This is a genomic window from Haloarcula litorea, assembly GCF_029338195.1.
GTDB classification, from domain to species: domain Archaea; phylum Halobacteriota; class Halobacteria; order Halobacteriales; family Haloarculaceae; genus Haloarcula; species Haloarcula litorea.
Genome location: NZ_CP119779.1, coordinates 315,197 through 342,152, shown reverse-complemented (window position 1 = coordinate 342,152; position 26,956 = coordinate 315,197). Strand labels below are relative to the sequence as shown.

General features: G+C 69.7%; 25 protein-coding genes and 1 tRNA gene. 10 read left to right on the top strand and 16 right to left on the bottom strand.

The annotated features are described in order from the left end of the window. The first annotated feature begins 74 nt into the window (after nucleotides 1-74). Together P0592_RS01870 and P0592_RS01865 are read left to right on the top strand one after the other, a co-directional pair. A complete protein-coding gene (locus P0592_RS01870) occupies nucleotides 75-2,327 on the top strand; it encodes an NADP-dependent malic enzyme (RefSeq protein WP_276272567.1) in 2,253 nt (750 codons plus the stop codon). 191 nt (nucleotides 2,328-2,518) lie between these two features. Further along, nucleotides 2,519-2,689, top strand: coding sequence for a hypothetical protein (locus P0592_RS01865; RefSeq protein WP_276272566.1), 171 nt, complete (start codon nucleotides 2,519-2,521; stop codon nucleotides 2,687-2,689). A 109-nt stretch (nucleotides 2,690-2,798) separates the two neighbouring features. On the opposite strand, the gene P0592_RS01860 is transcribed toward P0592_RS01865, so the two are convergent. After that, complete coding sequence (locus tag P0592_RS01860; protein ID WP_276272565.1) at nucleotides 2,799-3,050, bottom strand: DUF8015 family protein; 252 nt, start codon at nucleotides 3,048-3,050, stop codon at nucleotides 2,799-2,801. Nucleotides 3,051-3,249: 199 nt separating this feature from the next. Here P0592_RS01860 and P0592_RS01855 point away from each other — a divergent pair, with 199 nt between their 5' ends. Next, the gene (locus P0592_RS01855) at nucleotides 3,250-4,146 is read left to right on the top strand and encodes an NAD-dependent epimerase/dehydratase family protein (RefSeq protein ID WP_276272564.1); all 897 of its coding nucleotides are present in this window, start codon (nucleotides 3,250-3,252) and stop codon (nucleotides 4,144-4,146) included. Between the two features lie 42 nt (nucleotides 4,147-4,188). Here the strand turns inward: P0592_RS01855 and P0592_RS01850 are convergent, their stop codons facing one another. From P0592_RS01850 to P0592_RS01840, 3 genes are all read right to left on the bottom strand, one after another. Beyond that, on the bottom strand, nucleotides 4,189-4,836 hold the full coding sequence (locus P0592_RS01850; RefSeq protein WP_276272563.1) for a ribonuclease H family protein: 648 nt from the start codon (nucleotides 4,834-4,836) through the stop codon (nucleotides 4,189-4,191). Nucleotides 4,837-4,912: 76 nt separating this feature from the next. Further along, nucleotides 4,913-5,155, bottom strand: coding sequence for a DUF8028 family protein (locus P0592_RS01845; RefSeq protein ID WP_276272562.1), 243 nt, complete (start codon nucleotides 5,153-5,155; stop codon nucleotides 4,913-4,915). A 205-nt stretch (nucleotides 5,156-5,360) separates the two neighbouring features. Continuing rightward, nucleotides 5,361-5,771, bottom strand: a complete 411-nt coding sequence (locus tag P0592_RS01840) for a DUF8009 family protein (RefSeq protein WP_276272561.1) — start codon at nucleotides 5,769-5,771, stop codon at nucleotides 5,361-5,363. Between the two features lie 339 nt (nucleotides 5,772-6,110). On the opposite strand from P0592_RS01840, the gene P0592_RS01835 reads away from it, so the two are divergent. Beyond that, nucleotides 6,111-6,674, top strand: coding sequence for a HalX domain-containing protein (locus P0592_RS01835; protein WP_276272560.1), 564 nt, complete (start codon nucleotides 6,111-6,113; stop codon nucleotides 6,672-6,674). Between the two features lie 3 nt (nucleotides 6,675-6,677). Here P0592_RS01835 and P0592_RS01830 read toward each other — a convergent pair whose 3' ends face one another. Next, nucleotides 6,678-7,901 carry an FAD-dependent oxidoreductase gene (locus P0592_RS01830; RefSeq protein WP_276272559.1) on the bottom strand — a complete coding sequence of 408 codons (1,224 nt, stop codon included), beginning with the start codon at nucleotides 7,899-7,901 and terminating at the stop codon, nucleotides 6,678-6,680. 51 nt (nucleotides 7,902-7,952) lie between these two features. Further along, nucleotides 7,953-8,993 carry a zinc-dependent alcohol dehydrogenase family protein gene (locus tag P0592_RS01825; protein WP_276272558.1) on the bottom strand — a complete coding sequence of 347 codons (1,041 nt, stop codon included), beginning with the start codon at nucleotides 8,991-8,993 and terminating at the stop codon, nucleotides 7,953-7,955. 73 nt (nucleotides 8,994-9,066) lie between these two features. On the opposite strand from P0592_RS01825, the gene P0592_RS01820 reads away from it, so the two are divergent. Beyond that, on the top strand, nucleotides 9,067-9,450 hold the full coding sequence (locus tag P0592_RS01820) for a nuclear transport factor 2 family protein (RefSeq protein ID WP_276272557.1): 384 nt from the start codon (nucleotides 9,067-9,069) through the stop codon (nucleotides 9,448-9,450). A 197-nt stretch (nucleotides 9,451-9,647) separates the two neighbouring features. On the opposite strand, the gene P0592_RS01815 is transcribed toward P0592_RS01820, so the two are convergent. Next, nucleotides 9,648-10,871 (bottom strand): twin-arginine translocation signal domain-containing protein, encoded by a 1,224-nt coding sequence (locus P0592_RS01815; RefSeq protein ID WP_276272556.1) that lies wholly within the window; start codon nucleotides 10,869-10,871, stop codon nucleotides 9,648-9,650. A gap of 174 nt (nucleotides 10,872-11,045) precedes the next feature. After that, nucleotides 11,046-11,186, bottom strand: a tRNA-Met gene (locus P0592_RS01810). A 129-nt stretch (nucleotides 11,187-11,315) separates the two neighbouring features. Here P0592_RS01810 and P0592_RS01805 point away from each other — a divergent pair. Next, the gene (locus P0592_RS01805) at nucleotides 11,316-12,341 is read left to right on the top strand and encodes a DUF7115 domain-containing protein (protein ID WP_276272555.1); all 1,026 of its coding nucleotides are present in this window, start codon (nucleotides 11,316-11,318) and stop codon (nucleotides 12,339-12,341) included. Between the two features lie 43 nt (nucleotides 12,342-12,384). Here P0592_RS01805 and P0592_RS01800 read toward each other — a convergent pair whose 3' ends face one another. After that, nucleotides 12,385-12,753 (bottom strand): DUF5830 family protein, encoded by a 369-nt coding sequence (locus P0592_RS01800; protein WP_276272554.1) that lies wholly within the window; start codon nucleotides 12,751-12,753, stop codon nucleotides 12,385-12,387. An 84-nt stretch (nucleotides 12,754-12,837) separates the two neighbouring features. Between P0592_RS01800 and P0592_RS01795 the strand changes: the two genes are divergently transcribed. Beyond that, nucleotides 12,838-13,500: a TVP38/TMEM64 family protein gene (locus tag P0592_RS01795; protein WP_276272553.1), complete on the top strand. Its 663-nt coding sequence runs from the start codon at nucleotides 12,838-12,840 to the stop codon at nucleotides 13,498-13,500. Here P0592_RS01795 and P0592_RS01790 read toward each other — a convergent pair. Beyond that, nucleotides 13,475-15,988, bottom strand: a complete 2,514-nt coding sequence (locus P0592_RS01790; RefSeq protein ID WP_276272552.1) for a PAS domain S-box protein — start codon at nucleotides 15,986-15,988, stop codon at nucleotides 13,475-13,477. The genes P0592_RS01795 and P0592_RS01790 overlap by 26 nt on opposite strands. Before the next feature lie 44 nt (nucleotides 15,989-16,032). Next, nucleotides 16,033-16,155, bottom strand: coding sequence for an HVO_2523 family zinc finger protein (locus tag P0592_RS01785; RefSeq protein ID WP_276272551.1), 123 nt, complete (start codon nucleotides 16,153-16,155; stop codon nucleotides 16,033-16,035). An 83-nt stretch (nucleotides 16,156-16,238) separates the two neighbouring features. Between P0592_RS01785 and P0592_RS01780 the strand changes: the two genes are divergently transcribed. After that, nucleotides 16,239-17,762, top strand: coding sequence for a molybdopterin-dependent oxidoreductase (locus tag P0592_RS01780; protein ID WP_276272550.1), 1,524 nt, complete (start codon nucleotides 16,239-16,241; stop codon nucleotides 17,760-17,762). A gap of 31 nt (nucleotides 17,763-17,793) precedes the next feature. Continuing rightward, nucleotides 17,794-18,081, top strand: a complete 288-nt coding sequence (locus P0592_RS01775; protein ID WP_276272549.1) for a DUF7526 family protein — start codon at nucleotides 17,794-17,796, stop codon at nucleotides 18,079-18,081. A gap of 77 nt (nucleotides 18,082-18,158) precedes the next feature. On the opposite strand, the gene P0592_RS01770 is transcribed toward P0592_RS01775, so the two are convergent. From P0592_RS01770 to phoU (P0592_RS01760), 3 genes are all read right to left on the bottom strand, one after another. Then, entirely contained in the window at nucleotides 18,159-21,299 is a 3,141-nt protein-coding gene (locus P0592_RS01770) for an adenosylcobalamin-dependent ribonucleoside-diphosphate reductase (RefSeq protein WP_276272548.1), read from the bottom strand. 375 nt (nucleotides 21,300-21,674) lie between these two features. Beyond that, nucleotides 21,675-22,355: a phosphate signaling complex protein PhoU gene (phoU, locus tag P0592_RS01765; RefSeq protein WP_276272547.1), complete on the bottom strand. Its 681-nt coding sequence runs from the start codon at nucleotides 22,353-22,355 to the stop codon at nucleotides 21,675-21,677. A 225-nt stretch (nucleotides 22,356-22,580) separates the two neighbouring features. Then, complete coding sequence (gene phoU, locus P0592_RS01760) at nucleotides 22,581-23,249, bottom strand: phosphate signaling complex protein PhoU (protein WP_276272546.1); 669 nt, start codon at nucleotides 23,247-23,249, stop codon at nucleotides 22,581-22,583. A gap of 242 nt (nucleotides 23,250-23,491) precedes the next feature. On the opposite strand from phoU (P0592_RS01760), the gene P0592_RS01755 reads away from it, so the two are divergent. Continuing rightward, a complete protein-coding gene (locus tag P0592_RS01755) occupies nucleotides 23,492-25,027 on the top strand; it encodes a TrkH family potassium uptake protein (RefSeq protein WP_276272545.1) in 1,536 nt (511 codons plus the stop codon). A gap of 1 nt (nucleotide 25,028) precedes the next feature. Here P0592_RS01755 and P0592_RS01750 read toward each other — a convergent pair whose 3' ends face one another. Both P0592_RS01750 and trkA read right to left on the bottom strand, forming a co-directional pair. Then, nucleotides 25,029-25,385, bottom strand: coding sequence for a DUF7344 domain-containing protein (locus tag P0592_RS01750; RefSeq protein WP_276272544.1), 357 nt, complete (start codon nucleotides 25,383-25,385; stop codon nucleotides 25,029-25,031). A 61-nt stretch (nucleotides 25,386-25,446) separates the two neighbouring features. Beyond that, complete coding sequence (trkA, locus tag P0592_RS01745; RefSeq protein ID WP_276272543.1) at nucleotides 25,447-26,790, bottom strand: Trk system potassium transporter TrkA; 1,344 nt, start codon at nucleotides 26,788-26,790, stop codon at nucleotides 25,447-25,449. Nucleotides 26,791-26,956: the final 166 nt, after the last annotated feature.

Here is a 26,956-nt window from a genome sequence, read left to right as displayed (position 1 = left end):
CGACGATAGTCGAACTTCACGTCGTCATTTGACGCGAAACCCGGGTTTTTCACCGAGGGGAGCGAGGTGCCGGTATGGGACTCGACGAGGACGCGCTAGACTACCACAGCCGGGATCCACCCGGCAAGATAGAGATCGCGACGACCAAACCGACCAACACACAGCGGGACCTCTCGCTGGCGTACTCGCCGGGCGTCGCCGCGCCCTGCGAGGAGATCGCCGCCGATCCCGAGCAGGCGTTCACCTACACCGCGAAGGGGAACCTCGTCGGCGTCGTCTCCGACGGCTCGGCCGTGCTCGGGCTGGGCGACATCGGCCCCGAGGCCTCCAAGCCCGTGATGGAGGGGAAGGGGGTCCTGTTCAAGCGCTTCGCCGACATCGACGTCTTCGACATCGAGCTCGACACCGGCGACCCCGACGCGATGGTCGGGGCCGTCAGCGCGATGGAACCCACCTTCGGCGGCATCAACCTCGAGGACATCGCCGCCCCCGAGTGTTTCGAGGTCGAGCGCCGGCTCCGCGAGCAGATGGACATCCCCGTGTTCCACGACGACCAGCACGGCACCGCCATCATCTCGGGGGCCGCCCTGCTCAACGCCGCCGACATCGCCGGCAAGGACCTCGCCGACCTCGACATCGTCTTCTCCGGGGCCGGGGCCAGCGCCATCGCCACCGCCCGCTTCTACGTCTCGCTGGGCGCACGGAAAGAGAACATCACGATGTGTGACTCCTCGGGGATCATCACCGCCGACCGCGCCCAACACGAGGACATCAACGAGTTCAAACGGGAGTTCGCCCGCGACGTCCCCGGGGGCGACCTCGCCGACGCGATGGCCGACGCGGACGTGTTCGTCGGGCTCTCGGTCGGCGGCATCGTCTCCGAGGAGATGGTCCAGTCGATGGCCGACGACCCAATCATCTTCGCGATGGCCAACCCCGACCCCGAGATCGCCTACGAGGACGCCAAACAGGCCCGCGACGACACGGTCATCATGGCGACCGGGCGCTCGGACTACCCCAACCAGGTCAACAACGTCCTGGGGTTCCCGTTCATCTTCCGCGGGGCCTTAGACGTCCGCGCCACCGAGATCAACGAGGAGATGAAGGTCGCCGCCGCCCGGGCGCTGGCGGAGCTCGCGCGGGAGGACGTGCCCGACGAGGTGGTGAAAGCGTACGGCGACCAGCCGCTGCAGTTCGGGCCGGAGTACATCATCCCCAAACCGCTGGACCCGCGGGTCCTCTTCGAGGTGACGCCGGCCGTCGCCGAGGCCGCGATGGACAGCGGCGCGGCCCGGCGCGAACTCGACCTCGGCCAGTACGCCGAGCAACTGGAGGCGCGCCTCGGCAAGTCCCGCGAGATGATGCGGGTCGTCCTGAACAAAGCCAAGAGCGACCCCAAGCGGGTCGTGCTGGCGGAGGGCGACGACGAGAAGATGATCCGGGCGGCCTACCAGCTCGTCGAGCAGGGGATCGCCGAACCGGTCCTGCTGGGCGACGCCGACGAGATCGAACAGACCCGCCGGAAGTTCGGCCTGGAGTTCGATCCCGTGGTGGTCGACCCCGAGACGGCCGACGTCGACGCCTACGCGGACCGCCTGTACGAGCTCCGCCAGCGCAAGGGCGTCACCCGGCGGGAGGCCGAGGAACTGGTCCGGGACGGGAACTACCTGGGCAGCGTGATGGTCGAGATGGGCGACGCCGACGCGATGCTGACGGGGCTGACCCACCACTACCCGTCGGCGCTGCGCCCGCCCCTGCAGGTGATCGGCACCGCCGACGACGCCGACTACGCCGCCGGGGTGTATATGCTGACGTTCAAGAACAAGGTCGTCTTCTGTGCGGACACGACGGTCAATCAGGACCCCGACGCCCGGGTCCTGGCGGAGGTGACCCGCCACACGGCGGAGCTGGCCCGGAGCTTCAACGTCGAGCCGCGGGCGGCGATGCTGTCGTACTCGAACTTCGGGAGCGTCGACAACCCCGGGACGCGCAAGCCCCGGACGGCCGTCGAGCGCCTCCGGAACGACGACCGGGTGGACTTCCCGGTCGACGGGGAGATGCAGGCCGACACGGCCGTCGTCGAGGACATCCTCACGGGGACCTACGAGTTCTCGGACCTCGAAGACCCCGCGAACGTCTTGGTGTTCCCGAACCTCGAGGCCGGCAACATCGGGTACAAACTGCTCCAGCGGCTGGGCGGCGCGGAGGCGATCGGCCCGATGCTGGTGGGGATGGACAAGCCGGTCCACGTCCTCCAGCGCGGCGACGAGGTCAAGGACATCGTGAACCTGGCGGGGGTCGCGGTGGTGGACGCACAGCAGGAGTGAGAGCGACGTAGTCGCCGCACTCCCGACGCGTCCCCGACCCGCCGGTCAGGCGGTGGACGCCGGGACGTCGAGCGAGTCGACGACGCGGGTCGTGATCGTCCCGAGCAGGGGCTTGTCGGGGTCCGACCGGCCGCACTTGCTCATCACGACCGTCGTGTTCGCCGGCGGACCCGAGGATCGCCTCGACGGGCGTGTCGGCCGTCACCGTCGTCACGCAGTCGACGCCGGCCTGCTCGGCCAGCGCCGCGATCCCCCCGGTGAACTCCCGGCCCTTCGATCCGAGGCGCTCGCGGGTCTCCCCGGTGTCGCTCGGGACGGCGACGAAGTCGGCGTCGCCGATGTCCATCGCGTACAGCACGTGAGCAGCGCGTCGTTTCGCCGGGCGAACCGCGTCCCCTGCTCGGCCGCCCGTCGGGCCACCCGCGTCTCTCCAGCCCATAGGGCGACACTGTGAGCCACCGGGCAGACCGGTCAGGCCGGACCGCCGCCCCTGGGTGGGTTGAGGAAGAGCGCGTCGACGACCGCGCAGGTCCCGAGCAGGGCCCCCAGCGTCAGTGCGGTCCGAACGGAGAACCCGAACAGTCCCCCGACACCCATCGCGAGCAGGAACGCCGCCGGGATGAGCGCGAGGACGAGGTCGTACCGAGAGAACGACGCCGGCAGCGCCGACCGGTCGCGTTGCTGTGCGTCCGAAGCGCCAGTCCTGCTGCTACGGGTGCTCATCTATCGGACACCTCCCGTGTACGTCTATACGTCTGACCCCACTTAAAATTTGAGCTGTGTGACCACTGCCGAACCTCGGTGAAGTCACGCAGAGGAATCCTCGTAACTTATCGGTAGCTATCGCAGACCACGGGATCGGGTCGCCAGCCCGTCCGGCGCTCGTCGCCGCATCTTTGAGACCCGCGGCGGGACGTGGCCTATGGTCGAGACGATCGCCGTCACCGGCGGGAACGGACGAGTCGGCCGTGCCGTCCTCGAACACCTCGTCGAGCGGGGCTACCGAACCGTCAACCTCTCTCGGGGGAGCAGAGAGGAGTCCCACTCGCAGACCTACCTCACCACCGACCTCCTCGACGCCGGCGAGGTCTACGGGAGCCTCGCCAAGAGCGACCCGGACGCGGTCGTCCACCTCGGGATGATTCCCACGCCGGAGTCGACGCCGGGATACCGCACCTTCGAGAGCAACGCGATGTCGACGTACCACGTGCTGGAGGCCGCGGGCGGGGTGGGCGTGGAGACGGTGGCGCTCGCGTCGAGTCTCAGCGCGATCGGCGGCGGGTTCGAGCCCGACCCGATCACGGTCGACTCCCTCCCGGTCGACGAGGGTCACCGCCTGACCCCGTCGACGCCGTACGGACTCGGCAAGCAGACGCTGGAGACCGTCGCCGACGGGTTCGCACGCCGGGAACACGGCGCACCCCGGACCATCGCCTCACTGCGGTTCCCGTGGGTCGTCGACGACGACCTGGCCCGCGAGACGTTCGTCGAGGGCGACCGGACCCTCGACGGCCTCCGCGCGGCCGACGAGCTCCGCGGCCAGCGCAACACGCTGTTCACCTACGTCCACGTGAGCGACGTGGCCGACCTCGTCCGGCGGTCCGTCGAGGCGGCGTTCGAGGGCCACGAGCGACTCTGGGTGTCGGCCCCCGACACGAGCCTCGAGACGGCCACGGAGGCCGTCGTCGGGGAACTGTTCCCCGAGGCAGACGTTCGGGACGGGTTCCCGGAGACCGAGCACGCGCCGCTCGTCGACACCGCGAAGGCGGAGCGGTTGCTCGGCTGGGAGCCCACGTGGTCCTGGCGGACGCTCCGGTGACCACTGCTGCCGGTGTCTGTGGGTCCCGCGGTCGCCCGTCGCTCAGTCGGAGGCACCGCCGCGCTCCGAGCGGGAGGGCGGCGGGACGCGCTCGTCGGTCGCCGAGGCCTGCGGGACCACACAGCGGTCCGGCTCCTGGTTGACGTGGGCGTACTGTTCGGGGGCGTTGGCCAGCGGGTGCGCGGGGTTGCGGCCGCTGTCGATCCGGGCGGCCCGGACCTCGTCGAAGCCGCTGAGGCGCGCCCGGATGCCCCGCCAGTGGAGTCCGGTCTCCGGCGGCACCGTGACCGGATGGGGCGGGTCGTGGGCCGACCCCGGCGTCGACAGCAGCTCGGCGTTGACGTTCCCGGCGAGCTGGTCGTGGTCGATGAGCAGCCCGATCCGGGCGTCGGCCGGCGCGCGTGTCGCCAGCACGTCCAGGCCCAGATGGAGAGCCCGGTACTCGGCGACGTTGTTGTCCGGTGCCCCGTCGGACACGGAGAGTCGGACGACGCGCTCGCCGTCGAACGTCTCGACGACGACGCCCAGTCCACCGCGTGCGTCGGTGGCCTCGTCCGCGGCGTGCGGACGGAAGGACCCGTCGGTCGCGAGGTAGAAGTCTCGGTGGTGGCTGCGAGGGGGGTGGGCGATGTGAGGCGTCGGTGACTCGTCGAACAGGTCTCGTAGGGTCGGCCGGCCGTAGGCGGCCATACGATGCGTAGGGTAACTGGGAATATAAATATTGGTCCGGCAATCCCCGTCGGACAGCGCGGCGTACCGGCCGAGTTCACTCTCGGGCGTACGAGTGACCCACGAGGAGGGCGACGGCGTTGCAGGCGACCAGCGCGGCGAAGGCGGTCCTGACCGCCGCCGTCTCGAGGCCGGACACGAGCAGCGGGAGATAGAGGAACGGGAGGGCGATGGCTGTCCAGAACGCGAGCCCCCGAACGGGCGCGAGCAGGGACCGGTCGATGGTCGGGACCGTCACGTCGAGGCGGGCGAGCAGTTCGTTGGCTGACGAACTCGACATAGGGGTAACGTGCCCCTAGCTACGGTAGGCCAGGTCATATAACCGCGCGAGGCTTCGCCCGATTTCGGGACGTTTCACCCGCCGGCGAGCCACGTACCGGACCTTTCACGACGACAGGAACGGCCGCGAGACGTTTCATCGCGGGCGTTCGTTCCGTCCCGTCCTCTCACACAGGTGGACAGAGAGCTCCCGTGCACTCGGTGGCTCACGGACCGAGCAGCGAGACCGCGACTTCGTGGCCGACCGCCGGGTGCGAGACCGCGTCGACGACGTGGTCGGGGACCGCGTCCCGCCACTCGTCGACGCGGCGGGCGTGGTACTCGCGGTGGCGGTCGACGCTGTAGGGCTCGTCGTCGCGCTCCCGGAGTTCGTCCGCCGTCTCGTCCGGCGTCGGGAAGGACGGAGCGTCCCCGTCGACGAGATCGCCCGGCGGGAAGTGGAGCGTCCCGTCGTCGGTCTCGCCCTGGACGACGTGGAGGCGCGCCCGCATCCGACCACTGTAGGGCGGCGTCGCGCGGAGGACGGTCCGCCGCTCGTCGCGGGCGGTCGCTTCGAGCGCCGCCAGCAGGTCCTCGGCGCTGATCGCCACAGACTGGACGGTCGAGGGATCGGCCACGAGCGGTCCGTAGCGGGGCCAGATACATAGCCCCAGCGGGTCGGCTCCGGACGGTCGTCCCCCCGGCGACGCCGGGCCTCCGGTGGTCCGGACCGCTCCGCAGACGGGACGGCGCACTCACTCGCCGACGCCGACGGCGGCGTCGCAGGGCTATCGCAGGCGAAGTGACCACGACTCCGTCCGAGGGGTCGCCGCGGGGCGCGACCACCACCGGGGAGGAACCCAATCGACCCCGGTCAGTAATCAGAACTGATAACCGGGTGGGAGGATTTATCATGGCGATTCTGCAACGTTGCTACGCTGTAGTTGCGTGGACACGGAGGATGCAGACGCGTGCACATGACGACAGAACCTGACACGGCGACGGTACTCGTCGTCGACGACGAGACCGACGTGGCCGAACTCTACACGACGTGGCTCGGACAGGCCCACGACGTGCGGAGCGCCACCGACGGGGAACGCGCACTCGACGTCGTCGACGAAACGGTGGACGTGGTGTTTCTGGACCGGCAGATGCCGGGGATGTCCGGCGACGACGTCCTCGACCGCATCGACGAGCGGGGGCTGGACTGCCGGGTCGTGATGGTGACGGCCGTCGATCCGGACTTCGACATCGTCGAGATGCCGTTCGACGACTACCTCACGAAACCGGTCGCCCGCGAGGACCTGCTGGAGACGGTCGACGAGATGCTCGTCCGGGACAGCTACGACGACACGCTCCAGCGGTACTTCTCGATGGCCTCGAAGAAGGCCACCCTCGAGTCGGAGAAGAACGCGGCGGAACTGGACGCACACGAGGAGTACCGCGAGGTCAGCCGGCGCGTCGAGGACCTCCGGGAGCGAGCCGACGAGACGGTGTCGGAGTTCGACGACTTCGAGACCGCCTTTCAGGAGTTCGGCTGACGCCTACGCCGCTCCGACGACATCCTCGTCGGTCGGTCCCTGTCCGTCGTAGCGAGCCACGTACTCGTCGAGTCGCTCCGGCTCGTCGGCACCGGGGAGCCGCCGCGAGGCGGTCTCGCAGGCCGCCTCGACGCCGAGCCGTTCACAGACCAGGTCGGTCGTCGACTCGGCCATCCGCCGGTAGGTCGTCAGCTTCCCGCCGACGACGCTGGCGAAGTTCTCGACGCCGTCGTCGGCGTGGTCGAGCCTGAAGAAGCCCCGCGAGATGCCGCGCCGGTCGCCGTCGCCCTCGTCGGGTGCGTAGAGCGGGCGGACGCCCCACCACGTCCGAAGCACCTCGGCGTCGGCGACGGCCGGCAGCATCGCCGCACACTCCTCGATGGACCGCTCGACCTCCCAGTCGGCCCGCTCGTAGTCGTCGGGGTCCGAGACGGGGACGCTCGTCGTCCCGACGACGGCCTCGGCGTCGTGGGGCACCACGATGTCACCGTCGTCGGGGTCCCGACAGCGGTTCAGCACCGGGCCGAGACCGTCGTAGTCGACCGAGACCATCACGCCACGGGCCGGTGCCATCTCGACCGCGACGCCCGCCTTCGCGGCGACCTGCCCGGCCCACGCGCCGGCGGCGTTGACGACGTAGTCCGGTGCGATCGTCGCGTCGGCGTCGCCCCCCAGCGTCGCCTCGACGACGGCCCCGTCGGCGACCGTCAGCGACTCAAGCGGCGCGTGCGGGTAGATCGTCGCGCCGTGGGCCGCGGCGTCGGCCGCGTTGGCCGCGACCAGCCGCGAGGGGTAGACGACTGCGTCGGGGACCCGCATCGCCCGTTCGACGTCCGCCGAGAGCCCCGGCACCAGCTCTCTCGCGGCGGCCGGGTCGAGCGTCTCCGTCTCGATGCCGACCGCCTCGCAGGCGGCCCGCTTGGCCGCGAAGTAGTCGGGGTCGTCGCCGGCCAGCTGGACGAAGAGTCCACCGGTGTCGCGGACGCACTCGCCCGCGATGTCTCTCAGGACGCGGTTCTCCGCGATACACTCCTCGGCCCCGACGGCGTCTGCCTCGGCGTAGCGAGCGCCGCTGTGCAAGAGCCCGTGTGAGCGACCGGAGGTCCCGCTCGACAGGCCGCCACGCTCGACGAGCGTCACGCCGACGCCACGCAGTGCGAGGTCGCGGGCCACGCCGACGCCCGTCGCGCCGCCGCCGACGACGAGGACCGTGGGATCGTCTGTCATCACCACTAGTTGGTCTCCAGACACCTGTACCCTCCGCCCGCTCCGTGCGGGCTAGGGCTTGACGAGAACCTTGATCGCCTCGCGTTCGTCCATCGCGCGGTAGCCCTCGGGGACCCCGTCGAGGTCGACGGTCTTCGTGAAGATGGGCGAGGGATCGAGTGTCCCCTGGAGCACGTCCGACAGCAGCTCCTCGGCGTAGGCCCGGACCGGCGCGACCCCGCCGTTCAGCGCGACGTTGTCGCCGAACATCGAGAACACGTCCAGCCCCTCGTCGTCGACGCCGTGGGGGACGCCGACGTAGCCGACGGTGCCGCCGGGCCGGCAGACGTCGACGGCGGTGTCCATCGCCGACGCCGCGCCGACACACTCCAGCACGTGGTTCGCGCCGCCGTGGGTGAGGTCCGTGGCTCGCTCGACGGCCGCCTCGCCGCGGGCGGCGACGGTCTCGGTCGCGCCGAACTCTTCGGCCAGTTCGAGGCGGTCCTCGTGGTGGCCCATCGCGACGATGCGCTCGGCCCCGAGGCGTCGGGCCGCGAGCACGCCACAGAGCCCGACCGCGCCGTCGCCGACGACGATACAGGTGTCGCCCTCGCCGACGCCCGCGCTGACCGCCGCGTGGTGGCCCGTCCCCATCACGTCGGTCAGCGGCAGGATCGCTTCGAGGGTGTCCTCGTCGTCGGCGTGGCGGTCCGGGACCCGGACGAGCGTGCCGTCGGCCTGTGTCGCCCGGACGTACTCGCCCTGGCCGCCGCCGTTGTCGCCGCCCCAGGAGTCGCCGTTCACGCAGGACGTGTGGAGCCCCTTCCGACAGAACTCACAGGAACCGCAACTGATGACGAACGGCGCGAACACCCTGTCTCCCGGCTCGACCGAACGGACGTCGTCGCCGACCGCCTCGACGATGCCCATCGGTTCGTGGCCGACGCGGGACCCTTCCTCGCGGTCGCTGTCCCCGCGGTAGAACCACAGGTCGGACCCGCAGACGGCCGTGTGTGTCACCCGGACCACGGCGTCGGTCGGCGACTCGACTTCCGGCTTCGGGACCTCTTCGACGGCGATCTCACCTGGACCGCGGTAGACTGCGGCGCGCATACCCCCTCGTTGGGAGGCCCTCCGCAAAACCGTTGGCCCACAGTCGTAAGGCCCTCGGGTGGTAAGCGACCCTATGGACGCGAGAGCCACGGTCACCGACTACTACGACTCCCTGCGCCACGGTGCGCCGCTGGACAGCTTCGTCGCCGAGGACCGGCCGGCCGACGACCCGATCGTGAAGTTCGGCGTCTCGGAGACGCTCGTCGGCTCCGACGCCGTCCAGTCCGGGCTGCGGGACCAGACGGCCTCGACGAGCGACTGGACCGTCGAGAGCCGCGCCCTGCGGCTCACCGAACGCGGGGACCACGCGTGGTTCAGCGACCGGGTGGAACTGGCGTGGACGGACGCCGACGGCGAGCGCCGGTCGTTCGACACACGCTGGAGCGGGACGCTCGAACGACGCGACGGGGACTGGCGGTTCGTCGGACTGCACGTCAGCACCGCCAGCGAGCTGTAGGGACGACGGGGCGAACTGGTTCGGCGCTGGGGTCAGGTGGCGGACCCTCGTACCGTCGCGTGGCCTCGGTCCCGCGGGTGTTCCACGTCGCCGGACCGGGGCCGTGCTCCGTTCCTCGCCCGGCCCACGAACTGGACCCTCGGTGGCCCGTGTCACCGCTCGGCGGCGGTCCACGGGCACCGGCTCACCGGGCTCCGTCACCGTCTCCGCATCCGCGGCATCGGGTGTGCCCCCACGGATCCGAACGTCGATTTGAACGCTCTGCGGGCCTTCGGGATATCGTGACTCGGCGGTGCGATCTGGACCGAGCCGGCCGAGTCGGCGTGGTTGAAATACGAGTGGAACACGGCCTCGTGGTCGTTCATCCACTCCCACATCTTCCGGACGAAATAGGGGTTGTCCTGCCCGCCGTACCCGCTCTCTCGCCACCGAAGCCCCCACTCCGGGATGCAGACGGGCGCGTCGTGTTCCGACTGCATCTCGGCGAGGTCGTTCAGCCCGAACCCGGGCGAGTCCTGTCTCCGACCGGCGAGCACGCGTCTGTTCCAGACGAACTCCCGGACCCGCCGGACGTTCCGTGTGTTCCCTCTCGCGAGCGCCCGGTGGTAATCGATACCGTCCGGAGCGAACTTCGGCGACCCGTACGCCAGCCCGTCGTCGTAGACGTCCACCCCCAGCACCGCGTAGTCTCGCCCCGGATAGTTCGCCTTCGTGTCCGCGACGTCTCGGCCCAGCGTCGGTGCCCAGACCGTGTGGACTGGCCCCATCTCCGACCGGATGATCTCGACCGTCCGCCGATACGTCTCGACGAAGTCGGCGGGGGGGACGACCATCTCGCCGTCGGTGTTGAACGTCCCGTGTTTGTGAAAGCCGCCGGTGAACTCGTTGCTGAGCCTGAGGATGCAGTTCGTGTGGTCGAACCCCCGATCGGCGAACGTTTCGGCGAACCGTCGCCACTTGTCGTCGAACGCCCCGTCGGCAGCGCGCCGCCAGGCCTCGCGCCGTTCGCGGTCGGTCGGCTCGCGGTCCTCCGCGGTGACTTCGGCCCCGACCACGAGCGGGGCGTGGGGGAGGTACCAGCGGTTCTCGCCGTTCCGAACCCACTCGTCGAAGCCCCTGAACCGCCGCCAGTTCGTTATCCTGTCCCACGTCTGTCCACCCTGGCCGATGGCGGCGAGTTGGACCTCGACACCGAGCTGATCGGCTGCGTACGCGACGCTCCGGGCCGTCCATCCCCACATCCCCATGTTCGGCGACGCCCACTCCGACGGCAGGTCGACCGGGGTGTCTGTCGGCGTGTCCGTCGACGCGGTCGTCGACGTCGGTGTGTCCGCCCCGTCGCCGACCAACCCCTCACATCCGGCGAGCCCGAGGCTGACTCCCGCTGCCCCGGCGGCCGTGAGGAAACTGCGGCGCTGCACTATAGTATGATTGTCACTTCTGGATATAAGTCTCTTCTGAGACCGCGGCTCGGGACGCTGTGGCCGCGGCGCGGTCCACCGGGGACCGTCGCTTCGGGGAACGGCCGGTGGGGTCCCGTCGCGACCGGCGGCTCGCGGCGTCACCACTCGTCTCGATCGCGACTCCTGCAAAAGTGCCCGGGGAGGGCTCCGAACCCTCGATCTCCGCATGACCCAGGTCCGGGGCGTGACGAGCGCCCCAGCGTCATACGAGACTGCCGCATGAGTCGTGAGACCCTATGAGTGCGGCGCTATGTCCAGCTAAGCCACCCGGGCGCGGGTGCATCCAAGCGTTGGCTACTCGCCGTCTTGAAGGTTCCCATCTCTCGCTGGACTGTGGGGCCGTCCCACGGTCCCGTGGGGCCGACCCACGGATTTAAGCCACACCGCGGGGATGCACTCGGTATGGAGATACCAGACCTCGTCCAGCAGGAACTCGGGGACGAGGAGGTTCGGGCCGTCGTCAACCTCGGCGACGAGGACACGCTCTGTCTCACGCGGACCCGGACGCTCGTCTACCGCGGCGAGGGGCTGCTCAGCGACGAGACGGTCGAGAGCTATCCGCACGACTTCGAGCGGCTGGAGGTCGGCGAGGGGCGGCGCAAGACGACGCTGCGGCTGACCTACGACGACCAGAAACTGGAACTGTCCGTCCCGAACGACCGGGCCGACCCCGTCCTGAAACGGATCGTCGAAGGGCACCTCCGCGTCGCCGGCGTCGTCGACGGGGAGGAGACCGTCGCCGGCGTCTTCCGGTTCAGCGAGCTCACGCTGGTCGTGACCGAGCGACGCCTGCTCAAACACCTCGGCAACGTCACGTGGGACGCCGACCACGAGACCTACCCCTACGACGCCGTCACCGGACTGGAGTTCGAGGAGGGCAGCGTCGCGACGTCGGTGGTCCTCTCCGTCGACGGCCGACCGGAACGGATCAAGGCCCCGTCCGAGCAGGCCAAGACCGTCCGCAAGACCCTCGAAGGCGCGCTGTTTTCCTTCCACGACGTCGACTCGCTGGCCGAACTCAACGAGGCCGTCGGTGTCGACGAGGACGGCGACGAGGACGGCGGCGACGACCGACTGGGACTGGAGTCCGGCATCGACCCGCTGGTCGGCGGCGACGAGGCGGCCGAGACCGCCGACGAGGGTGCCAAGCAGGAGCCCACCACCGCCGCGGCGGCGACGACCGACGGGTCCCGGGCGGCGTCCGCGAGCGAGGGAGCGAGCCAGCGCGGACCCGACGAGATCTCGACGGGCGGCCGCGACGACGTCGCGGCCCTGCGAGAGCAGGTGACGGAACTCACCGCCGCCGTCGAGCGACAGAGCGACCAACTCGAACGACAGGGGGAACAGCTCGAACGGCAGCGCGAGCAGCTCCAACAGCAGGAACAGACGATCGAGAAGCTCATCGAGGAGCTCCGGCACCGGCTGTGACACGGGCGTCGGTCCCGTGGCTTCCCCGCCGGTCGGAGTCACGCTACTCTCTCCCCAGTACCTTCCGCACGCACGTCGAGCCGAACGGCCCCAGTTCGCCGCCGTCGAACTGGACGAAGTGCCCGGTCGAGATGCTCGCGCCGCAGCGCTCGCAGGCGAACTCGCCCTCCCGGACGACCACGTCGGCGTCGAAGCGCACGTAGGTCCCGCCCGAAGTGGGGCGGATACGGCCGTCCTCGCGCTCGACGACCCCCCGCATCACCGCGGTGTCGAGGATCGACCGCTGGACGCTGGGGGTGGTCGTCACCGTCTCGATGCGGTCGAGGGCGTCCGCGACCGTGAGTTCCTCGTGTTCGAGGTGGGCGAGCAACTCGACCCCGAGTTCGACGGGGTCACGGTCGGTGTCGGCCACGGTCGTCGTCTCGCGGGCGAGCGGATTAACGCTTTCCGCGACGACCACAAGAGGTTTGTCGGTCGCTGACCCTCTCACGGACAGATGGACCGGCTCGCCAAGCGGCAGGTGCTCGGCTCGGCCGCGCTCGTGGCGGTGCTGGGCGCGGCGGCGCTCGTCCTCTCGCCGGCGACGCTCATCCGCGAGGCGCTGCACCTCGCCTCGCACCCCGTGTACCTCGCGGCGCTCATCGTCGCCCTCTACCTGATCCGGCCGCTGTTCGCGTGGCCGACGATGCCGCTGTCGGCGTTCGTCGGCTTCGTCCTCGGCGTCGAGTACGGCATCCCCGTGGCGCTGATGGGCGCGCTGGTCACCTGCCTCATCCCCTATCGCTTCGCCCGCGAGGCCGGCGAGCAGGGCGGGATGTTCGGCTGGCTCGGCGAGTCCGGACGGCGGGTCATCGAGGTGACCGGCGAGACGCGGGGCGTGCTGGCCGCCCGGCTGTCGCCGGTGCCGGCCGATCCGGTCTCCTACGGGGCCGGCTTCGCCGGCGTCTCGACGCGGTCGTTCGTCGTCGGGACGTTCGTCGGCGAGATCCCCTGGGTCGTCGTCGAGGTGATCGCCGGCGCGTCGATGCGGTCGCTGACGCTGTCGGGACTCTCCATCGACGCGCTCCCGCAGCTGCTGGTGTTGCTCGGGGCGGTCGCGGTGCTGGTGCTCGCCGGGCCGGCCTACCGCCACGTCAGCGGGCGTCCGGAGTCGTCGTGAACGCGAACCGCGCGCCGCCGGACTCGCTCTCCTCGACCGACACCGTCCAGCCGTGGGCGTCGGCGATGTCCTCGACGATCGCCAGCCCGAACCCGGTGCCGGACTGACTCGTCGTGTACCCGCGGTCGAACACGCGGTCGCGGTCCTCGGCCGGGACGCCCGGCCCGTCGTCGGCGACGTAGAAGCCGGTGTCGTCCGCCCCGACGGTGACGGTCACGTCGTCGGGTCCGTGCTCGACGGCGTTGCGAACGAGGTTCTCGAACAGTTCGCGGAGCCGCGGCGCGTCCGCCTCGACGGTGGCCGTCGACTCGACGGACAGCGTCGCCGCCCCGGTGTCGACGCCGGCCCACGCCCGCTCCGCGGTGGTGGCGAGGTCGACCTCGTCGAGGGTCCCGACCGTCTCGCCCTCGCGCGCCAGCGTCAGCAGGTCGTCGATCAGCCGCTCCATCCGCTCGGCGGCCGCCGCGGCGTCCGCGAGGTGGTCGACGTCGCCGGTCTCCCGTGCGAGCGTGACGCGGCCCTGGACGACGTTGAGGGGGTTCCTGAGGTCGTGGCTCACGACGCTGGCGAACTCCGAGAGGCGGCGCTCGCGCTCCTTGCGCTCGGCGATGTCGCGGATGACGCCGGCGGTTCCGGTGAACTCGCCGTCCGCCGTCGGCAGGAGTGCGATGTTGTTCTCCGAGGGGATCTGTCGCCCGTCGCGGGTCACGACGTCCATCTCGATCGTCCCGCTGTCGGCCTCGGGGTCGTCGAGCAGGTCGCGGATGAGCTGTTCGCCCGCCTCGATCCCGTCGTCGGTCATGATGGTCCCGATGTGTTCGCCGACGAGGTCGTCGGGGCTGTAGCCGGTCATCGGCTCGATGGCCTCGTTGACGTAGGTGAACACGCCCTCGTCGTCCAGCGAGTAGACCGGGTCGCCGACGGCCTCGACGATGGTCTCGTAGCGTTCGAGCTCTCGCTCCCGGAGCTTGCGCTCGGTGACGTCCCGGATGACGCCGACGGAGCCGGTGAACTCCCCCTCGTCGACCAGCGGGGCGACCTTGTTCTCGGTGGTCGTGACCTCGCCGTCGGTGTCGACGGTCCGCATCTCGACGGTCCGCCACGTCTCGTCGGGCTCCGAGAGCAGCGTCCTGATGACCTCGCTCACGCGCTCGACGTCCTCCGCGGGCATGAACTCCGTCGGGTCGCTGCCGACGATCGTCCCCCGATCACAGCCCAGGTGGTCGGCCATCGCCTCGTTTGCCATCCGGACGGTCCCGTCCGTATCGAGGACGTACATCGGGTCGCCGACGTTCTCCACCAGCGTCTCGTACTGTTCCAGCTTCCGCTCGCGGGTCTTGCGGTCGCTGATGTCCCGTGCGATGCCGGCGACGCCGAGGAGGTCGCCGTCGGTGTCCTCGACCCGGCCGCCGCGGAACTCGAAGCGGACGCGGTCGCCGTCGCTCGTCTCGATCGGGAGCTCGACCGTCCCCTGCCCGGCCGTGACCGTCTCGGCGATGGCGTCGTCGACCCGGTCGTGGTACGCCTCCGGGACCAGGTCGTAGGCCGACATCGCGGCGATCTCGCCGTCGCTGTAGCCGGTCACCTCGGTGACGGTGTCGTTCCAGCGGACGAACGCGCCGGTCGTGTCGACGACGTAGAAGGCGTCGTCGATGGCGTCCATCAGGCCCTCGGTGAACTCCCGCTCCCGTTCGAGTTCGCGCTCGCGTTCCTTGCGGGCGGTGACGTCCGTGATGAACCCCTCGAGTATCTCCACGCCCTCGTCCACGCCGACCACTCGTCCCCGCTCCCAGAGCCACCGGACCGTCCCGTCCGCGGTCTCTATCCGGTACGTCACCTCGAACGGTTCGCCGGCGGCCACGCAGGTCTGGACCCGGTCCCAGAGCCGGTCCTGTTCCGACGCCAGGATGAGATCGCCCCAGGCGACGTCGCCCGACTCGATGGCGTCCGCCTCGTAGCCGACGAGACCCTCCGCGTCGCCGCTGACGAACTCCATCGGCCAGCCCCGCTCGTTTCTGGCCCGATAGACGATCCCCGGGAGGTTCGAGATGAGCGTCGACAGCTGTCGCTCGGACTCCTCGAGGGCCGCCTTCGCGCGCCGCTCGCCGACCGCCCGCTGGATCCGATTGGCGAGGACCGGAAACTGGTCGGCCCCGACGTCCTTCTGGAGGTACTCCGTGACGCCGGCGGAGATGGCGTCGCTGGCGATCTCCTCGTTCCCCTTCCCGGTGAACAGGACGAACGGGAGGTCGCCGAACTCCTCGCGGACCGCCCGCAGAAAGTCCAGGCCGTCCATCCCCGGCATATCGTGATCGCTGACGACGCAGTCGAACGCCTCCGCCCGGAGGCGTTCGAGTCCGTCGCGCGCGCTCGTCTCCGTCTCGACGGTGATGTCGTCGTCGACCCGCTCCAGGTGCATCGCGGTGACGTCCGCGAACTCCGGGTCGTCGTCGACGTGGAGCACCCGGACGCGACCCTCGTCGGTCATTACCACCACTCTACTCACGGAGCACAATAAATCCGTCAGCCGGGTCAGTAGAACGTATCAGCGCAGTCGAAGACGACGCCGTGTTCCGGACAGACGTACTTGCAGTGGCGGTGGTACATCGCCCGATCACAGATCGGACACGGCCGACCGCCGCTGTCGTCGCTCATACTCGGGGGTCGGTCCCCGTGGGCTTCGCTTTTTGGGGGAAATTTGGACAACGCCTTTCGTCGGGTAGTCCCTCGCTCCACCTATGACAGACGCCGTCCTCGACTCCCGGCGGGGCGTGACGCTGGTCAGCGCCCTCGCCGGCGTGGCCGGACTCGCCGGGTCGTTCGCCGTCACCGGGGCGACGCCGGCCTTCCTCGCCTCCCCGGTCGAACGGACGCTCGCACGGTCGATGCCCGGCGCGATCGTCTCGTTCGCGATCACGACGCTGGGGAGCCTCGGGCAGCAACTGAACCTCGTCACGGCCGTCGCCGTCACCGGCCTGCTCGTGGCGCTGGCGGCCCGCGCGGCCCTCCTGACCGGCGAGGCCGCGAACAACCGCCTGCTCCCCGCCGTCGGGACGGCGGTCCTGACGTGGGTCGTCGCCCTCGCGTTGACCCGGCAAGTCGTCCTCGCGGCCGCGCCGGCGCTCGCGGCCGCCGGCGTCGTGGCAGTGGCACAGACGCTGGACGCCGCCGGCGGCCGGGTCGCCCCGGTCTCCTCGAAGCGGCGGCGTGCGCTCTCGACGGTCGGCGTCGCGCTCGGCGCGACGGCGCTGGGGTACACGGCCGGCCAGCGGCGGACGCCGACGGCGACCGCGGAGAACGCGCCCTCGCTGGACGCGGCGGGTGCGGACAACGAGGACATCGAGGCCAAGCTCGCCACCGCCGAGGCCCGGACGCTCGACGTCGGCGGCCTCGAACCCCTGGTCAGCGACCGCTTCTTCGAGGTGGACATCAACGCCGTCGACCCGGACGTGGCCGCCGCGGACTGGTCGCTGTCGGTCACCGGGGCCGTCGAGCGGGAGGTGACCGTCGACTACGAGGAACTGCTGGCGATGGAGGCCGAGAACCGCTTCTCGACGCTGCGCTGTGTGGGGGACTCGCTGAACGGGAAGAAGATGGACACGGCGCTGTGGACCGGCGTCCCCGTCGAGCGGTTCCTCGAGGAGGCCGGCGTCGACAGCGACTGCGAGTGCGTGATGCTCCGGGCCGAAGACGACTACTACGAGGAGTTCCCGCTGGAGGCGCTCCGGGGCGGTCTGCTGGTCTACGGGATGAACGGGGACGTGCTCCCGCGGGGCCACGGCTACCCCGTGCGGGCGCTGGTCCCGGGCCACTGGGGCGAGGTCAACGTGAAGTGGCTCTCCGAGATCGAACTGCTGGAACGCGAGGCGACGGGCTACTGGGAGAAGCGCGGCTGGCAGGGCACCGGCCCGGTCAAGCCGATCGCGAAGCTCCACCACGCGCGGCTGCTGAACGACGGCCGCCGGGAACTGGCCGGGCACGCCTACGGCGGCCTCCAGGGGGTCTCGGCGGTCGAGGTGTCGACCGACGGCGGCGACACCTGGGCCGACGCCGACCTCTCCGAGCCCCTGCCGGCCCCCGACGGCGAGGGCCGGGCCGCCGACGCCTGGCGGCAGTGGCAGTTCGCCTACGACGCCCCGGGACAGCCCCACGAGGTGGTCGTCCGGATGATCGACGAGCGGGGAGTCGTCCAGACGGAGGAGGAGACGGGCCCGCGACCGAGCGGCCCGACCGGCTGGGTCTCGCGGCGGTTCGACCGGTAACGTACATCCGTCCCCACCCCGAGGCACCGGTATGGAGACCATCGACGGCGAGGTGATCCACGTCGTCCCCCCGGAGGAGCGGGACGACTACGACCTCGACCCCGAACTGGCGTCGCTGGCGGAGTCCCGCTACATCCTCGTCTGCCGGAAGGGCGGCCGCCCCTCGTGGCTCGAACGGGTCCTCGCGTTCCTCCGCCGAGAGGCCATCGAGCCCGTCACGCTCGTCGCCGACGCCGGCCGCGACGAGGGGGCAGACGTCACCGCACGCGTCGAGGAGACGGACGTGCGAGGCGTCTACGACGTCGTCGCGTTCGAGTAGAAGGCGGCGGCGAGCGGGCGGCGAGAACCGGGCTCCGGTGTCACACGCTCCGGGTGGCCGCGGGGTGGGTGGTCAGCTCAGCACTCGGACCAGCCACAGGACTCGCAGGTCTTGCACCCCTCCGAGTAGTACAGCGAGAGCGAGCCGCAGTCCGGACACTCCGGGCTCTCGCCGGCGTCGATCAGCTCCTGCTGGGCGTCCGTCCCGGCGTCGGCGTTCGGACCGTCGGCGGTCTGGGTGCCGCTCGGCTGGGCGGCGGGTCCGCCGTCGGTCTGCGTGGCGGCCTCACGCTCGGCATCCTCCTCGTCCTCGGCCGTCTCCTCCAGCGTGGCCTGCTGGGGGTAGGCCTTGTCGACGTCGCCGTCGAGGTAGCGCCGGAGCGCGGTGCCGATGGCGTCCGGGATGGACTGGATCTGCTCGCCCTTGTCCCAGGCGACCTTCGGCGACCGGATGCCCTGGAGCTCGTCGGCGATCTCCCGGGGGTCGACCCCCGAGCGCAGCGCCGTCGAGATGGTCTTGGCCAGCGCCTCGGTGAAGGAGGCGGTGAAGCCCCCGCTGTTGCCGATGTTGGCGAACAGCTCGAAGGGCCGCTCGGCCTCGGGGTCCTCGTTGATGTTGACGTAGAGCTTCCCGTAGCCGGTGTCGATGCGCTGGGTGACGCCGTGGAGGACGTCGGGCCGGTTGCGCTTGCGGGCGAACTCGCTTTGCTCGCCGTCGGCGACCGAGAGCATCTCCTCGACGGAGTCGTCCAGCGCCGCCTGGACCGCGTCGTCCTCGAGGAAGCCCTCGATGCCGCCGAAGACCTCCTCGATCTGGGCGACGACCTCCTCGGCGTCCATGTCCGAGAACTCCGTGTTCTGGGCGCGGGTCGTCAGCACCTGCTTCGAGCGGGTGCCGTCGCGGTAGTAGGTGACGCCCTTGCCGCCGTGGTCGTAGATGTACTCGAACACCTCGGCGGCGTCCTCGACGGTGGAGTCGTTGGGGGCGTTGACAGTCTTCGAGATGGCGGAGTCGACGCCCTCCTGGCAGGCGACCTGCACGCCGGCGTGGTCCTGTGCGGAGAGGTCGCCCGTGGTGACGAACAGCTCGCCGATGGCGTCCGGGACCGTCGTCAGCCCGTCGACGCCGTCGAAGGCGTTGTCGGCCATCTGTTCCTGGGCCTCCTGCTTGACGGCCTCGACGTCGATGTCGTTCTCCTCTAAGGTCCGGAGGAAGTAGTCGTCGAACTCCACCAGCATCTCGTCGCCCTGGACGTCGTCGGAGACGTTCTTGTAGTAGGCGACGTTGTAGATGGGCTCACACCCGCCGGTGGTGTTGCCGATCATCGACGTGGTGCCGGTGGGCGCGATGGTCGTCGTGTTGTGGTTCCGGATGGGGAAGCCGTCTTCCCAGTCGTCGGCGTCCTCGCCGGTCTGTTTCTCGAACCACTCGCGGTACTCGGTCGGGTCCGCGTACTTGGAGTTGTCCCACTCCTCGAAGGTGCCGCGCTGCTGTGCGAGTTCGCGGCTGGTCGCCTTCGAGCCGTGGTTGATGTGGCGCATGACCTGCCGGGCGATCTCGTTGGCCTCCTCGGAGCCGTAGGAGACGCCGAGCTGGATGTACAGCTGGGCCAGGCCCATGATGCCCAGCCCGATCTTGCGCATCTCCCGGACCTTCCGCTCGATCTCCTCGACCGGGAAGTCAGACATCGTGACGACGTTCTCGAGGAAGCGCGTGCCGAGTTCGATCCGCTCGTCGAACTCCTCGAAGTCCAGGGCCTCGTCGAGGAACGCCTCGACGGCGGCCGCCTGGGAGTCGTACTCGTCGGCGTGTTCCTCGGCCCAGACGCGCCAGTCGGGGGCGTCCTCGGCCGCCAGCGTCGAGAGGTTGATGTGCCCGAGGTTGCAGGCCTCGTACTCCTCCAGGGGCTGCTCGCCACAGGGGTTGGTCGCGAGGATGCGGTGCTCGGGGTGTTCCTCGACGTCGAAGGAGTGCTCCTTGTTGACGCGTTCGAGGTAGATGACGCCCGGTTCGCCGTTCTCGTGGGCGCCCTCGACGATGCGCTCCCAGAGCTTCTCGGCGGGGATCGAGAGCACTTCGCCGGCCTCGACGTACTCGCCGAGGTCGAACATCTCGTAGAGCTCCTCGGTCTCGGCGGTCGCGACGTGGGGGTCGCCGGTCCGGGGGTTGGTGAACGTGAACTCCTCGCCGGCCTGCAGGGCGTCCATGAAGTCGTCGGTGACGCCGACGGAGATGTTGAAGTTCGAGAGGTGGCCCTCGACGGCGTTCCGGAGGTGCTCGGGCACCTTGCCGTCGTCGTCGATGAGGCCGCGGGCCTCCTCCAGTGCCTCGGCGAAGGAGTTGTGCGTGAAGTCGTCGGGGTCGTTCAGCCGCAGCGTCTCGGCCAGCGAGACGTCCTTGTTCTTGGCGTGGATGAACTGGATGACGTCCGGGTGCGAGACCCGCATCACGCCCATCTGTGCGCCCCGTCGAGCGCCGCCCTGGGCGATGGTCTCGCACATCTGGTCGTAGGTCCGCATGAACGTGATCGGCCCGGAGGCGATGCCGCCGGTCGAGCCGACGGGGTCGCCGTACGGGCGCAGCCGCCAGAACGCGTAGCCCATCCCGCCGCCGGACTGGAACACCTGGGCGGCCTCCTTGGCCGTCTGGTGGATGTCGTCGATGTCGTCCTCCGGCGAGTCGACGAAGCAGGCCGAGAGCTGCTGGAGCTCGTCGCCGGCGTTCATCAGCGTCGGCGAGTTCGGCATAAAGGAGAGCTGCTCCATCTGCTCCTGGAACCGGTCGGCCATCGACTCGACGTGGCTCCGGACGTCCTCGGGCAGCTCGGGGACGACGGTCTCGTAGGCGAACTTGTTGACGTTGTAGACTGAGAGCGTCGTCTCGGCGTCGTCCGCCGCGGTGGTGCCCCTCCCGAACACCTCCGCGGCCAGTTCGTCCCGGCGCGGGTGGTCGGGCTTGAGCTGGTCGGGCGTGACGGTGATCTCCTCGTCGCGCTGGTCGGCCTCGAAGACGGCCTCGGCCAGCGCGATGTTCTTCGCGACCCGCTCGAAGAGGTCCTCCGGCTCCTCGACGAGGTCGCCGTTCGCGTCCTTCCGGAGATAGCGAGCCGGGAGAATGTTGTGGTAGGCGTTGCTCGTCAGGCGTTCCTCGATGGTGTCACCGTCCGTGCGCTTGATGGGGAGCGTGAGGTCCCCGGCGGACGGCTCCGCGTCGCTCATTCGTCAGTCCTCCCACCGGCAGCGTCCGTCTGCCGGTCGATACCCCTCTCGACGGTCGGCCGAAGTCCTGTCATTTGTGACGGCGAATAGGTATTGGTGGATGTCGTATAACCCTTGCCTTCCCCGATTCCTTTCGGATTTGCTACCAGTCTCGGAGCAGCGGCTCGGGCGGTTTCTGTCTTTCCCAGTGACACGTCAGCGGCGTCCGTGTACGCTCTCTAGCAGCGGCGGTTCCGACTTAATGATGTGCAGACCGCAGTGAAAGTGGAATCGGCCCACCGGGAACCGACCGACAGAAGCCGGAAACGCAGTCGAAACCAACGGGGGTTTCGACTGGAGGTTTCGCCCGTGGAATATACCCACTGCCGGCGGGCGTCAGTAGATGAGGTCGTCGTCGTTCTCGACCATGTACAGCGTGCGGGCGGCGATGTTGACCGCGTGGTCCCCGACGCGCTCGACGTCCCGGACCGTCAACAGCAGCCGGGAGACGTCGGCCATCAGCTGCTCGATGTCCTCGTCGCTGGAGTCGGCGTCGATCTCCCGCTCGATGAGGTCCCGGACGACCGTCTCGGAGGCGGACTCGCACCGGGCGTCGACCTCGTCGTCGGTCTCGGCGATGACGTAGCAGGCCTCGGCGTCCTCGCGGTCGTAGGCGTCCATCGCGTCCTCGACCATCTCGATGACGACCTCGGCGACCTCGCGGATGTCGACCTCGGGGAACACGTCGCGTTCGGCCTCCAGGGTGTACTCGCCGAGGTTCGTCGCGAGGTCGCCGATCCGTTCGAGGTCGGTGATGATCTTGAACGAGGCCGCGATGAACCGCAGGTCCGAGGCGACGGGCTGCTGGAGCGCCAGCAGGTCGATGCAGTCCTGTTCGAGTTCGAGGTAGAGCTCGTTCACCTCGCCGTCGCCTTCGATGACCTCCCAGGCCTGCGCCTCGTCTTTCTGCTCCAGCGCGCTCAGCCCCATCCGAAGCCGGTCGAGGACGAGTTCCGACATATAGAGAACGTCCTCGCGCAGCGTCTCCAACCGCTCCTGATACGATTCGCGTGGCATAGGGCGGTCTCCCACGGCCGACCGTATCAGGCTTTCCATTCGCTCAATATCCGGTACAGAGCACTCAATAGCGGTACGTATCGTACGGTGGGTCGGCAGAGCGGGTGGGGCAGAGTGAGTATCCCGCGCCGAACGGAGCGAGGCGTGGTTTCACTGCCCCGAGCGAAGCGAGGGGCTGCGGTTTTTCGCGAACGGTTTTCGAGGAGGGGCGACGATGAAAAAGGTTCAGTAGATGAGCTCGTCGTCGCTCTCGACCATGTACAGCGTGCGGGCGGCGATGTTGACCGCGTGGTCGCCAACCCGTTCGAGGTCCCGTACCGTCAGTAGGAACCGCTGCGTGTCGGCCATCAGCGGTTCCAGCTCCTCCTCTGAGGGGGACTGCTTGACGAGCGAGCGCACCAAGTCGTCGGTGGCGGCACCGCACCGCTCGTCGAGGTCGGTGTCGGCCTCGGCGACGGCCCGGCAGCGCGCGGGGTCGCCCGTCTCGTAGGCCGACAGCGCCTCGTCGAGCTGGGTCCGGGCCATCTCCGAGATGTCCGTGATCGGGACGCGGGGGACCGCCCCCGACTCCATCTCCTCGACGTAGTCGCCGAGGTTCGCGGCGAGGTCGCCGACGCGTTCGAGGTCGGTGAGGATCTTGAACGACGCGGTGACGAACCGCAGGTCCGAGGCCACGGGCTGCTGGAGCGCCAGCAGGTCGATACACCGCGACTCCAGGGCCAGGTAGCGTTCGTTGATCTCGCCGTCGGCCGTCGCGACGGCGTGTCCCGCGGCCGCGTCGCGCTCCTCGTAGGCGGTGGCGGCGCGGTCGAGGCGCTCGCTGACGGTGGCCCCGAGGTCACAGATGTCCGCCCGGAGGTCGTCGAGTTCGGCCGCGAAACTGTCGCGTGGCATCCGTTTGACGTGTCGGGCGTCGCCTCCCTCAAGCTGTCGGTGGGTATCCCCGACGCGGGGACCCGCCGATCACGGACCGCCGACCCGCCGCTCGCTCCCGGTCCACGCGGGGGACCGCCCCGCGCCCGACTCTGCCGGTTTTAAGACGCTCCCGCCGGGACACCACGTCCAGAACCGATGTCCGGAGCCACCGGCGGTCGGCCGACGACCCACCGAGTCACAGTCAGAGACGGAGCGGGCGGATGAACGCGGCCGTCGACTGGCGAAAGAGCCTCGCGCTGACCGGCACCGTCGTCAAGTACCTCTCGGTCTCGATGCTCGTCCCGCTGGCCGTCGGGCTCTACTACGGCGAGGACGCCGGCGTGTTCGGGGTCGCGCTCGTCGTCACCGTCATCGCCGGGCTGGCCGTCGAGCAGCTCGACCCCGGGACGGAGCTGCGCGAGCGGGAGGCGCTGCTGTTCGTCGCCGTGACGTGGTTCGCCGTCGCCGCCGTCGGTGCCGTCCCGTACGTCCTGGCCGGGATGGGCACCGACTCCACGCTCGCCGACCCGATGAACGCCCTCTTCGAGTCGATGTCGGGGTTCACGACGACGGGCGCGACGGTGATGGGCGACATCAGCGTCGACGGGCACTCCCACGCGATCATGCTCTGGCGGCAGCTGACCCAGTGGCTCGGCGGGATGGGGATCATCGTCCTGATGGTCGCCATCCTCCCCGAACTCGCGGTCAACGGTGCGCAACTGGTCAGCGAGGAGGCACCGGGTCCGAGCCTGGAGAAGCTCACGCCCCGCATCGCCGAGACGGCCCGCATCCTCTGGCAGGCGTACTTCCTGTTCACCGCCGCGTTGGCGGCCCTGCTGTACGGGCTACACCTGACCGGCCACGCCCCGGAGATGGACCTGTACAACGCCGTCGCCCACGCGTTCTCGACGCTGCCGACCGGCGGCTTCTCGACGCAGGCCGCCAGCATCGCCGCGTTCTCGGCGGCCGTCCAGTGGGTCGTCATCCCGTTCATGGTGGTGGCCGGGACCAACTTCGCGCTGTTCTGGTACCTGCTCGACGGGGACCTCAGCGCCCTCGTCGAGGACAGCGAGTTCCGGGCCTACGCCGGTGCCATCGCCGTCTTCACGGCGATCCTGTTCGGGATGCTGTTCGCCGGTGCCGCGCCGGCGCTGGAGATCGGCGGGGTCACCCGGGGCAACGTCGAGAACGCGCTCCGACAGGCGGCCTTCCAGGTCGGCTCGCTGATGAACTCGACGGGGTACGCGACCAGCGACTTCGCCCAGTGGGCTCCCTACAGCCAGCTGTTCCTCGTGCTCGTGATGTTCGTCGGCGGCTCGGCCGGCTCCACCGGCGGGGGGGTCAAGGTGGTCCGCTGGCTCATCGTGCTGAAGGCCGTGCGCCGGGAGCTGTTCCACGCGAGCAACCCCGACGCCGTCCAGCCGATCCGCCTCGCCGACGCCGTCGTCGACGAGACGGCCGTCCGCGGCATCCTCGGGTTCACGCTGTTGTACTTCCTGCTGTTCGGCCTCGGCACGGTGTTCGTGGCGCTGGACGCCGCCCGAGTCGGGATCGCGCTGACGCCGCTTGAGGCCGTCGGTGCGAGCCTGGCCGCCATCGGCAACATCGGGCCGGCGTTCGGTCGGCTCGGCCCCTTCGGGTCCTACGAGATGCTCCCCGACACGACGAAGGCGGCGCTGATACTGCTGATGTGGGCCGGTCGGCTGGAGATCATCACCGTGCTGGTCCTGTTCACGCGGTCGTTCTGGAGGCGCTGACTCAGAAGGGGTCGTCCGGCAGCGCCTCCCGGTTGTCAGCCAGCAGCCGAGTGAAGGGCTCGACCTCGTCGAAGGCCGGCCCGCGAGTGACGACGCCGGTCTCGCGGTCCCACTCGATGACGTCCGCGTCCGCCAGTTTCGGCAGGTGCGTGTGGTGAAGCTCGACCAGTTCCGCGTCGAGCGCGTCGTCCCACGTCCCGGTCCCCGCCGCCGTCGCCCGCTCGCCGTCCTCGGCACTCGCCGACCGCTGGAGCAGCGCCTCGGAGACCGCGACGGAGTCCGACGCTATCAGGGCGAGCAGCAGCTGCCGTCGCCGCTCGTCGGCCAGGAGGGCGAACAGTGACGACGTGTCTAACACGGACCGTTATTATTCGACAGTCGACATAAGTGTACCCCTCCCCTCAAAAACGACGGTCCGCCTACAGGGCGGCCGTGGCCGCGTCGAGGGACTCCCGCCCGACGAAGACGACCACGTGGTCGCCCACCTCGACGACGGTGTCCCCGCGGGGGATGACGAGTTCGCCGTCCCGGGTGATGGCCCCGACCACGACGCCGTCGGGGAGGTCCGCGACGGCCTCGCGGATCGGGCGGCCCGCGAGGACGCTGTCGTCGCCGACCTCGATCTCCAGCACTTCGGCGCGGTCGGACTCGATGATGGCGACGTTCTCCGCCTGGCGCTCCCGCGTGAACCGCGTGATCTCTTCGGCGGTGGCCTCGCGGGGATTGACCGCCACGTCCACCCCGACGGCCTCGAACAGCGGGACGTACTCGCCGGTGTCGACGACGGCGACGGCCCGGTCGGCCCCCAGCCGTTTCGCGAGCAGGCACGCCAGCAGGTTCTTCTCGTCGTTGTCCAGGGCGGCCACGACCACGTCCACGTCGCCGATGCGCTCGCGTTCGAGGAACTCGCGATCGGTGGCGTCGCTCTCCAGTACCGTGGTCCCGTCGAGTTCCTCGGCCAGCTCGCGGGCCCGCACGGGGTCCTGCTCGACGAGACGTGGTTTCAGTCCTCGGTCCTGGAGGAGGCGGGCGGTGTGGTAGCCCACGTCGCTGCCGCCGACGACGACGACGTTCTTCACGCCGTTGACCTCGGGCGCGATGTCCGCGGCGAACGACCGGACGCTCTCGGGACTCCCGATGACGACCACCTCGTCGCCGGCCCGGATCGTGGTGTCGCCCCGCGGGATGACGACCTCCTCGGCGTCCCCGTCCCCGCGGAGGATGGCGGCGAAGGTCAGCGACTCGTAGCGGTCCGCCGTCGCGACGGTCTGGTCGGCGACCGGACTCCCCGTCCGGATCTCGAACTCCGCCATCTGGACGACGCCGTCCGAGAACGTCTCCACGTCCTGTGCGGCCGGGAGGCCGACCACGCGGGTGACCGTCTCGGCGGTCAGCAGGTTCGTCGCGACCATGTGGTTGACGCCGAACGCGCCCGCCGACCGCTCCCAGGTCCGCAGGAACTTCGCCTCCTTCACGCGGGAGATGGTGAAGGCGTCCGAGATCGTCAGCGCCGTCCCGCAGGTGACGAGGTTCGTCTCGTCGTCGTTCGTGCTGGCGATGAGGATGTCGGCGTCCGCGATCCCCGCCTCCCGCAGCGTCTCAAGTTCCGCGCCGTCGCCGGTCACGCCGAGGACGTCGATGTCGTACATCAGTTCCTCGACCCGGTCGCCGTCGATGTCGACGACGGCCACGTCGTGGCTGCCGGCGAGGCTGTCGGCGATGGCCGACCCGACCTCGCCCGCTCCGACGATCACGACGTACACCGTCGACCCTCCGCGTCGTTCATACCCGTGTGCTTCTGGTGGCCCCGGCAAGTGTATTTCCATCGCCGAGGCGCGTCGCTTGCGAGAGGATTAAGCGTCGTCGGCGAATTACACTGACCATGAACCACGGGCCGACTCTCCGACACCGTGTCGCCGACCGACCGCG

What these genes read in the sequence shown, in the direction of transcription:
- P0592_RS01835 (WP_276272560.1), top strand. Translation starts at nt 6,111, where the DNA reads ATGACGACAGAACCTGACACGGCGACGGTACTCGTCGTCGACGACGAG.
- P0592_RS01795 (WP_276272553.1), top strand. Translation starts at nt 12,838, where the DNA reads ATGGACCGGCTCGCCAAGCGGCAGGTGCTCGGCTCGGCCGCGCTCGTG.
- phoU (WP_276272547.1), bottom strand. Translation starts at nt 22,355, where the DNA reads ATGCCACGCGAATCGTATCAGGAGCGGTTGGAGACGCTGCGCGAGGAC.
- P0592_RS01770 (WP_276272548.1), bottom strand. Translation starts at nt 21,299, where the DNA reads ATGAGCGACGCGGAGCCGTCCGCCGGGGACCTCACGCTCCCCATCAAG.
- P0592_RS01790 (WP_276272552.1), bottom strand. Translation starts at nt 15,988, where the DNA reads ATGACCGACGAGGGTCGCGTCCGGGTGCTCCACGTCGACGACGACCCG.
- P0592_RS01830 (WP_276272559.1), bottom strand. Translation starts at nt 7,901, where the DNA reads ATGACAGACGATCCCACGGTCCTCGTCGTCGGCGGCGGCGCGACGGGC.
- P0592_RS01860 (WP_276272565.1), bottom strand. Translation starts at nt 3,050, where the DNA reads ATGAGCACCCGTAGCAGCAGGACTGGCGCTTCGGACGCACAGCAACGC.
- P0592_RS01845 (WP_276272562.1), bottom strand. Translation starts at nt 5,155, where the DNA reads ATGTCGAGTTCGTCAGCCAACGAACTGCTCGCCCGCCTCGACGTGACG.
- P0592_RS01755 (WP_276272545.1), top strand. Translation starts at nt 23,492, where the DNA reads ATGAACGCGGCCGTCGACTGGCGAAAGAGCCTCGCGCTGACCGGCACC.
- phoU (WP_276272546.1), bottom strand. Translation starts at nt 23,249, where the DNA reads ATGCCACGCGACAGTTTCGCGGCCGAACTCGACGACCTCCGGGCGGAC.
- P0592_RS01825 (WP_276272558.1), bottom strand. Translation starts at nt 8,993, where the DNA reads ATGCGCGCCGCAGTCTACCGCGGTCCAGGTGAGATCGCCGTCGAAGAG.
- P0592_RS01775 (WP_276272549.1), top strand. Translation starts at nt 17,794, where the DNA reads ATGGAGACCATCGACGGCGAGGTGATCCACGTCGTCCCCCCGGAGGAG.
- P0592_RS01870 (WP_276272567.1), top strand. Translation starts at nt 75, where the DNA reads ATGGGACTCGACGAGGACGCGCTAGACTACCACAGCCGGGATCCACCC.
- P0592_RS01855 (WP_276272564.1), top strand. Translation starts at nt 3,250, where the DNA reads ATGGTCGAGACGATCGCCGTCACCGGCGGGAACGGACGAGTCGGCCGT.
- P0592_RS01820 (WP_276272557.1), top strand. Translation starts at nt 9,067, where the DNA reads ATGGACGCGAGAGCCACGGTCACCGACTACTACGACTCCCTGCGCCAC.
- P0592_RS01785 (WP_276272551.1), bottom strand. Translation starts at nt 16,155, where the DNA reads ATGAGCGACGACAGCGGCGGTCGGCCGTGTCCGATCTGTGATCGGGCG.
- P0592_RS01780 (WP_276272550.1), top strand. Translation starts at nt 16,239, where the DNA reads ATGACAGACGCCGTCCTCGACTCCCGGCGGGGCGTGACGCTGGTCAGC.
- P0592_RS01805 (WP_276272555.1), top strand. Translation starts at nt 11,316, where the DNA reads ATGGAGATACCAGACCTCGTCCAGCAGGAACTCGGGGACGAGGAGGTT.
- P0592_RS01850 (WP_276272563.1), bottom strand. Translation starts at nt 4,836, where the DNA reads ATGGCCGCCTACGGCCGGCCGACCCTACGAGACCTGTTCGACGAGTCA.